At 51.2% G+C, this 7,129-nt stretch carries 7 protein-coding genes; 3 read left to right on the top strand and 4 right to left on the bottom strand.

Annotation, left to right across the window (positions count from 1 at the left end; all coding sequences use genetic code 11):
* Nucleotides 1–219 precede the first annotated feature (219 nt).
* From ACTHSP_RS15900 to orn, 4 genes are all read right to left on the bottom strand, one after another.
* On the bottom strand, nt 220–855 hold the full coding sequence (locus ACTHSP_RS15900) for a 7-carboxy-7-deazaguanine synthase QueE (RefSeq protein ID WP_440346423.1): 636 nt from the start codon (nt 853–855) through the stop codon (nt 220–222).
* A 108-nt stretch (nt 856–963) separates the two neighbouring features.
* Nucleotides 964–1,335, bottom strand: a complete 372-nt coding sequence (locus ACTHSP_RS15895) for a DUF1304 domain-containing protein (protein WP_070713595.1) — start codon at nt 1,333–1,335, stop codon at nt 964–966.
* 73 nt (nt 1,336–1,408) lie between these two features.
* On the bottom strand, nt 1,409–1,831 hold the full coding sequence (queD, locus tag ACTHSP_RS15890; RefSeq protein ID WP_003748900.1) for a 6-carboxytetrahydropterin synthase QueD: 423 nt from the start codon (nt 1,829–1,831) through the stop codon (nt 1,409–1,411).
* Nucleotides 1,832–1,897: 66 nt separating this feature from the next.
* Nucleotides 1,898–2,452, bottom strand: coding sequence for an oligoribonuclease (gene orn / locus ACTHSP_RS15885; RefSeq protein WP_440346422.1), 555 nt, complete (start codon nt 2,450–2,452; stop codon nt 1,898–1,900).
* A gap of 133 nt (nt 2,453–2,585) precedes the next feature.
* Here orn and dxs point away from each other — a divergent pair, with 133 nt between their 5' ends.
* Genes dxs through ACTHSP_RS15870 form a run of 3 tightly spaced genes read left to right on the top strand, consistent with a single transcriptional unit; the run spans nt 2,586 to nt 6,961 of the window.
* On the top strand, nt 2,586–4,475 hold the full coding sequence (dxs, locus tag ACTHSP_RS15880) for a 1-deoxy-D-xylulose-5-phosphate synthase (protein WP_314511133.1): 1,890 nt from the start codon (nt 2,586–2,588) through the stop codon (nt 4,473–4,475).
* A 35-nt stretch (nt 4,476–4,510) separates the two neighbouring features.
* A complete protein-coding gene (locus ACTHSP_RS15875) occupies nt 4,511–5,521 on the top strand; it encodes a glycosyltransferase family 2 protein (RefSeq protein WP_440346421.1) in 1,011 nt (336 codons plus the stop codon).
* A 39-nt stretch (nt 5,522–5,560) separates the two neighbouring features.
* Nucleotides 5,561–6,961 carry an L-serine ammonia-lyase gene (locus ACTHSP_RS15870; RefSeq protein WP_314511130.1) on the top strand — a complete coding sequence of 467 codons (1,401 nt, stop codon included), beginning with the start codon at nt 5,561–5,563 and terminating at the stop codon, nt 6,959–6,961.
* The last annotated feature ends 168 nt before the right edge of the window (nt 6,962–7,129 follow it).

The raw sequence follows: 7,129 nt of genomic DNA, 5'->3' as shown, positions 1-7,129 counted from the left end.
CAGTTATCAGGTAAATTGGTTTTACCAATTTATGAAAACTGTTGCACACTTTACGTAATCTTATGTAATCGGTCAAGGGGTTTGTAATAAAAAAGGCCGTCTGAAATTGGGTTTTCAGACGGCCTGAGAGCATTGCCAGTAGTGCATTTGGTCGAATATGGAATGGTATTTACATTCAATATTTTGTAAAGGTTTTGTTTTTAATTGATTTCAAACGAATTATTCTATTCCTGCCCATTTATGTGTCTGTACGCTCAGTTGCCAATGAACAGGAGCGTCTGGTCGGCTGTTTAATACGCCGATTTGGCGGATGGTGTCGTAGATATTCATTGCGCCGTCTTGTTCGCAAGGCGAGAGGTAGTAATGTTGGGCGCGGATTTTGCGTTCCATCTCTTGGCAAAACGTAATGACATCGCCGTCGGCAACAATACGTACTTCGTCTGCTTTCTCGATGCAGCTTTTTTCGTATCTGGCGGCGTAGCAGGCTTTAGGGCTGGTGGCAACGTAGTCGATTTGCGGCGGCGCGGGGTTGAGGCCGTTGGTTTCGATACACAGGAAATAGCCTTCGGCTTTGAGTGTGTTGAGCAGGGTATCCAAATGCGGTTGGATGGTGGGTTCGCCGCCGGTAATGATGATGTTGCGCGCCGTGTAGGTTTTCAGACGGCCTAAAATATCGGACAGGCTCATCATGCCGAATTTGAGGTAGTCGGTATCGCACCAGCTGCACGCGAGATTGCATTTGCCCAAACGGATGAAAACGGCGGGCATGCCTGTATTCCAGCCTTCGCCTTGTAGGCTTTCAAAGATTTCGACAATGCGGTATTGGGGATTGTTTGGTGTGATTTGAATGGTCATGAATATTGGGTGTGCGGGTTTTAATTGTTGTGGTGAAGCGTTTTAAGAAATCGGTTGAGGCAGCCATTCTTTCTGTCAGTTCAATAGGAAAGAATGGCTGGTGTGTGCTTAAGCGGCAATGACGGCTGCGGCGGCCAAAAATGCCGGCAAGCCTTGTTTGAGCAAAATGCCTTTGTTGCCGGATGAAAACGCGCCCCATGCTGCGGCGATGAGGACGAAGCCGAGGAACAGGATGGTCGCGCCGTAAACGGCGTTGTCGGGTGCGGCAAAGCGCGCCCATACCAAGCCGATGGCGAGGAAGCCGTTGTACAGGCCTTGGTTGGAAAACAGGGTTTGCACGCGTTTTTGTTCCATAAATTCGTAAGGCATGTTGAACAGTTCCGACGCTTTTTCGCTTGGGATTTGCGTCATTTCGAGCCAGGCGATGTAGAAGTGTTCGACAGCGACGAAGAGGACGAGGAGGGTGGAGATGATTTTCATGAAGATTCCTTTTGATGTTTAGCGTATGAGGTATTTATGGGAACAGGCCGTCTGAAAAATACAGGATGGCGGTTCATTCCCCTTCATATTCCGCACACGAAGTCGGCGTTTCCCATAATTTTACGCTGCACACTTTGACACCGGCGTTTTTCAGACGGCCATACATTTCTACGCTCATGTTTTCGGCGGTGGTGCGGCAGGGCAGGCGCAGGGTTTTCATGTTCCAGCCTTCCAAAAGCGCGGCAATTTGGCTTTCACGTTCGTTGTTGCCGTGATAGATGAAGGCATGGTCGAACGGGTCGGTAATGTGTTGTTTGACGATGGCTTTCAGGTCGGTAAAGTCCATCACCATGCCGTCTTTTGCGCCGCCTTGGATAACGGGTGCGGAGACGGTGATTTCGAGTTTGTAGGTGTGGCCGTGCAGGTTTTGGCACTTGCCGTCATGCCCGTCGAGCATGTGCGAGGAATCGAAGGTAAAAATTTTGGTGATTTTCATGAGATGAGGGAAGCCGATGAGGCCGTCTGAACGGTGTAAAACCTGTTTCAGACGGCCTTGGGATTATTATTCGGAAGGGAGTTTGAGGAAATGCTCGCGATAATGGCGCATTTCTTCGATGCTTTCGAGGATGTCGTCCAATGCCTTGTGCGAACCGCGTTTGACCACGCTTTTGGCAACGGCAGGATTCCAGCGTTTGGCCAATTCTTTCAGCGTGGATACGTCTAGGTTGCGGTAGTGGAAATAGGCTTCCAAGCGCGGCATGTATTTGACCATGAAGCGGCGGTCTTGATGGATGGAGTTGCCGCACATGGGCGTGGATTTCTCAGGTATCCATGCGGACATGAAGTCCAACAGGTTTTGCTCGACTTCGGCTTCGGTCAGTTTGGATTCGCGTACACGTTGGTTCAGGCCGGTGCGGCCGTGGGTGGCGGTGTTCCACTCGTCCATACCGTCGAGCAACTCATCGCTTTGATGGATAACGTAAACGTCCGATTGCGCCAGTACGTTCAAATCGGAATCGGTAATGATCATGGCGACTTCGATAATGCGGTCGTGTTCCGGGTTGAGGCCGGTCATTTCCATATCGAGCCAGCAGAGATTGTTTGCGTTTTGGGTCATTTCAGACGGCCTTGTGTTTTCAGTTGGCAGTATTATAAAGGATAAAGGTTCGGGCCGTCTGAAAGCATTTGTAACAAGTTGTGCAATCTCTTGATATAATCGTCCGTTACACAAAAATTCACCGCCAAAAATCATGAACCCAAGCCCTTTGCTCGATATTATCGATACGCCTCAGGATTTGCGCCGTCTGGAGAAAAAACAGCTGCCGCAAGTCGCCGCCGAATTGCGCGAATTTCTGTTGGATTCCGTCGGTAAGACGGGCGGCCATTTCGCCAGTAACTTGGGTGCGGTCGAGCTGACGGTGGCGCTGCATTATGTGTACGACACGCCAGAAGACCATTTGGTCTGGGATGTCGGCCATCAAAGCTATCCGCACAAAATCCTCACCGGCCGCAAAAATCAAATGCACACCATGCGCCAATACGGCGGTTTGGCCGGTTTCCCGAAACGCAGCGAGTCGGAATACGACGCGTTCGGCGTAGGCCATTCTTCCACATCCATCGGCGCGGCTTTGGGCATGGCCGTTGCGGACAAACAGTTGGGCAACAACCGCCGCAGCGTTGCCATCATCGGCGACGGAGCCATGACGGCGGGTCAGGCGTTTGAAGCCCTGAACTGCGCAGGCGATATGGATGTCGATTTGCTGGTCATCCTCAACGACAACGAAATGTCGATTTCCCCCAATGTCGGCGCGCTACCGAAATACCTTGCCAGCAACGTCGTGCGCGATATGCACGGCCTATTGAGCACCATCAAAGCCCAATCGAGCAAAGTATTGGATAAATTGCCCGGCGCGATGGAGCTTGCCCAAAAAGTCGAAAACAAAATCAAAACCTTGGCAGGCGAAGCGGAACACGCCAAACAGTCGCTGTCTTTGTTTGAAAACTTCGGTTTCCGTTACACCGGCCCGGTGGACGGCCACAACGTTGAAAATCTGGTGGACGTGTTAAAAGACTTGCGCGGCCGCAAAGGCCCTCAGTTGTTGCACGTCATCACCAAAAAAGGCAACGGCTACAAATTCGCCGAAAACGACCCTGTCAAATACCACGCTGTCGCCAAGCTGCCGAGCGAAGTGCCTGCCCCGGAAGTGAAACCTGCCGCGGCCAAACCGACTTATACGCAAGTATTCGGCCAATGGTTGTGCGACCAAGCGGCGGCGGATGAGCGTTTGGTTGCCATCACGCCTGCCATGCGCGAGGGCAGTGGCTTGGTTGAGTTTGAACAGCAATTCCCCGACCGCTATTTCGACGTCGGTATCGCCGAGCAACACGCCGTTACCTTTGCAGGCGGTTTGGCATGCGAAGGCATCAAGCCTGTCGTAGCGATTTACTCCACTTTCCTGCAACGCGCTTACGACCAGTTGGTACACGACGTTGCCTTGCAAAACCTGCCTGTTTTGTTCGCTATCGACCGCGCCGGTATTGTTGGTGCAGACGGCCCGACCCATGCCGGTTTATACGACTTGAGCTTTTTGCGTTGCGTGCCGAACATGATTATTGCCGCACCAAGCGACGAAAACGAATGCCGCCTGCTGCTCTCAACCTGCTATCAGGCAGACTCTCCGTCCGCAGTCCGTTATCCGCGCGGTACAGGCACGGGCGCAACCATTTCAGACGGCCTGGAAACCGTTGAAATCGGCAAAGGCATCATCCGTCGCGAAGGCGAGAAAATTGCCGTTATCGCCTTTGGCAGCATGGTTGCCCCATCATTGGCCGCTGCCGACAAGCTGAACGCGACCGTTGCCGATATGCGCTTTGTCAAACCGATAGATGAAGAGCTGATCGTCAGCCTTGCCCAAAGCCACGATTACATCGTTACCGCCGAAGAAAACACCGAACAAGGCGGTGCAGGCAGCTCGGTGTTGGAAGTGTTGGCGAAACACGGCATCTGCAAACCGGTGCTGCTGCTGGGTGTAGAAGACAAAGTTACCGAACACGGCGACCCGAAAAAACTCTTAGCCGATTTGGGGCTGAATGCCGAAGCCGTTGAAAAACGCATTGCCGGTTGGATAGAGGCCGTCTGAAAAATATTAAAACATCTCAATACATTGCGTAATTTATGGGAAAGAAATTAATCAGCATCAGTATGGTGCGCAACGAAAACGACGTTATCGAATCGTTTGTCCGTCATAATCTCGAGCTGATGGATGAAATGCACATCATCGATCATGGCAGCAGCGATGGCACAAGGGAAATCCTGATTCAATTGAAAGAAGAAGGTTTGCCGATATTTATCTATCAATATCAAGCGCTCAAGTTCAATCAAGACCAATTGGTAAACCTGCTTATGAAGCAGCTTGTAGCAAAAGATGAAGCGATAGATTTCGTTTTTCCGCTGGATGCGGACGAATTTATTTCATGTCCTAGCCGTACCATGCTGGAACAACTCTTGGATGTCATCGGTGAAAACAAGATCGGCATGTACCTTTGGCGCGGCTATTTGCCGACATCGTTGCAATACAACCCCGATTTCATCACACAATTTACCGAGCAACGCCTCGAAACGCTCTTTACCCCCAAAGTCATTATCCCCAGATGGGCTGCCGAATCTTGCAGCGTGATTATCGGCTGCCATTACATGTTAGATAAAGATGGCAACAAGGTTAAATCAACCCTGTTTCATTCGCCGGATTATCGAGGTTTACATTCCTGGTTTATCGAGCAGTTTTCTGCCCAATTTGCAGAGACCGATTTGTTGTGGCTGGGACATTTCCCAATCCGCTCCTTAAATCAGCACATCAAAAAAATCCTCGAAAAGTCTATCCTGATTGCCATTAAAGACGGAAGTACCGATATTGCCTGGGAAAACCAGTTGCGCGAATTGCTGGACAACGGCATGAAGATGGACTTGAATAATTTACGGCTGTTGGCGTACAAATACCGTGCCGGTTCTACAAGTTTAGAGGCCTCACAGTGTGAAGTCAGCCATTACGAACCCTTGCGTAAAAAACCGCTGACGCTGAAATACACCTCGCCGGAAGCAGGCGACCCTTTGATGATTGTCGGACATTTGGTCCTTGCATTGGCAAGCGGCGCGAAAGATTCCTCTTTAGGCTTTAAGGCCGTCTGAAAAACAGCCAGCCCGCACACACAATGATAGGAAAACCTTATGATCAGTATCTTTGATATTTTTAAAATCGGCATCGGCCCGTCCAGCTCGCACACCGTCGGCCCGATGAAGGCCGCGGCCGCTTTTGCCGATTTGCTGCATGCCGAAAACTTGGATACACAAGTGGCGCGCATTGTCATTGAAGTGTACGGCTCGCTTGCTTTAACCGGCATCGGACACGGCACATTCGATGCATTATTGCTTGGTTTGGAAGGCAGCCTGCCGCACGATATTCCGCTTGCAGACATCCCCCAACGCTTAGAACGCATCCGCACGCAACACGTTTTAAAACTCAACGGCCGCGAAATGGCCTTCAATCCTGAAAAAGATTTGGATATCCGCGGCGACAAAGTGTTGCCTAAACATCCGAACGGCCTGAACTTTATCGCCTATAATTCAGACGGCCTGAAGCTGAAAGAGCAGATCTATTATTCGGTCGGCGGCGGTTTTATCGTAACAGACGAAGGGTTTGCACAAGAAGCGCAGGAAAATTCGGATGTGCCATATCCTTACAAAAACTGCGACGAGTTGCTTGCACAATGCCGTCTGAACCAGTTGAATATTTCCGAAGTTTTGTTGGCCAATGAAGCGGCGTTGGCAGGTTGCGATGAAGCGGAAGTACGCCGCCGTGTGGCTGCCGTGGCCGATGTGATGGAAAACTGCATCAAGCGCGGATTGGGTGCGGAAGGGCAGTTGCCTGGTGGCTTGAACGTCCGCCGCCGCGCGCCGCAGTTGGCGGCCAAGCTCAAAGTCCTGCGCGAGAGCGAAATCGTCAATACCCAACTTTGGCCGATGGTGTACGCCATGGCGGTCAATGAAGAAAACGCCGCCGGCGGCCGTGTCGTAACCGCACCCACCAACGGCGCGGCAGGCATTATTCCTGCCGTCTTGCACTATTTCCGCAAATTTAATCCACACGCCAACCAATCGCGTGTCGAAGATTTCCTGCTGACTGCCGGTGCCATCGGTATTTTGTATAAAACCAATGCGTCGATTTCCGGTGCGGACGTCGGCTGCCAAGGCGAAGTCGGCGTAGCGTGTTCCATGGCGGCGGGTGCATACGCCGAAGTTATCGGCGGTACCCCGAAACAAGTGGAAAACGCCGCCGAAATGGCCATGGAACACCATTTGGGCCTGACCTGCGACCCTGTCGGCGGCTTGGTGCAAATCCCCTGTATCGAGCGCAACGGCATCGCCGCCGAAAAAGCCCTCAAGCTCGCCACCCTCGCGCTTTTGGAAGACGGCACAGACAAAAAAGTCTCACTTGATGAAGTGATTCAAACCATGCTGCAAACCGGCCGCGATATGAAGGCAACCTACAAAGAAACCTCACTCGCCGGCCTGGCCGTTACCTTGCAGAAAAAAGCCGTCCCCGTATCCGTGCGCGTGGTGGAATGTTAGAAATAGAATAGGGCAATTGTCCGATAAAAAAGGCCGTCTGAAATCATTGAGTATTTATTACTGTAATACAAGAACAGATATGGTTAAAAATAGGGGCTGACGTAGATTAGCGGTTATGCTAGGCTACGAAAATGCAGATAACCAATTGTAAATTAAGCAAGATAGTTC

Source organism: Neisseria sp. P0001.S005 (assembly GCF_051963715.1).
Note: the sequence above shows the minus strand (reverse complement) of the source record. Positions and strands in the feature narration are given on the sequence as shown.

Bases quoted from the DNA above. Each gene is read 5' to 3' on its own strand.
- ACTHSP_RS15900 (WP_440346423.1), bottom strand. From the start codon at position 855: ATGACCATTCAAATCACACCAAACAATCCCCAATACCGCATTGTCGAA.
- ACTHSP_RS15895 (WP_070713595.1), bottom strand. From the start codon at position 1,335: ATGAAAATCATCTCCACCCTCCTCGTCCTCTTCGTCGCTGTCGAACAC.
- queD (WP_003748900.1), bottom strand. From the start codon at position 1,831: ATGAAAATCACCAAAATTTTTACCTTCGATTCCTCGCACATGCTCGAC.
- orn (WP_440346422.1), bottom strand. From the start codon at position 2,452: ATGACCCAAAACGCAAACAATCTCTGCTGGCTCGATATGGAAATGACC.
- dxs (WP_314511133.1), top strand. From the start codon at position 2,586: ATGAACCCAAGCCCTTTGCTCGATATTATCGATACGCCTCAGGATTTG.
- ACTHSP_RS15875 (WP_440346421.1), top strand. From the start codon at position 4,511: ATGGGAAAGAAATTAATCAGCATCAGTATGGTGCGCAACGAAAACGAC.
- ACTHSP_RS15870 (WP_314511130.1), top strand. From the start codon at position 5,561: ATGATCAGTATCTTTGATATTTTTAAAATCGGCATCGGCCCGTCCAGC.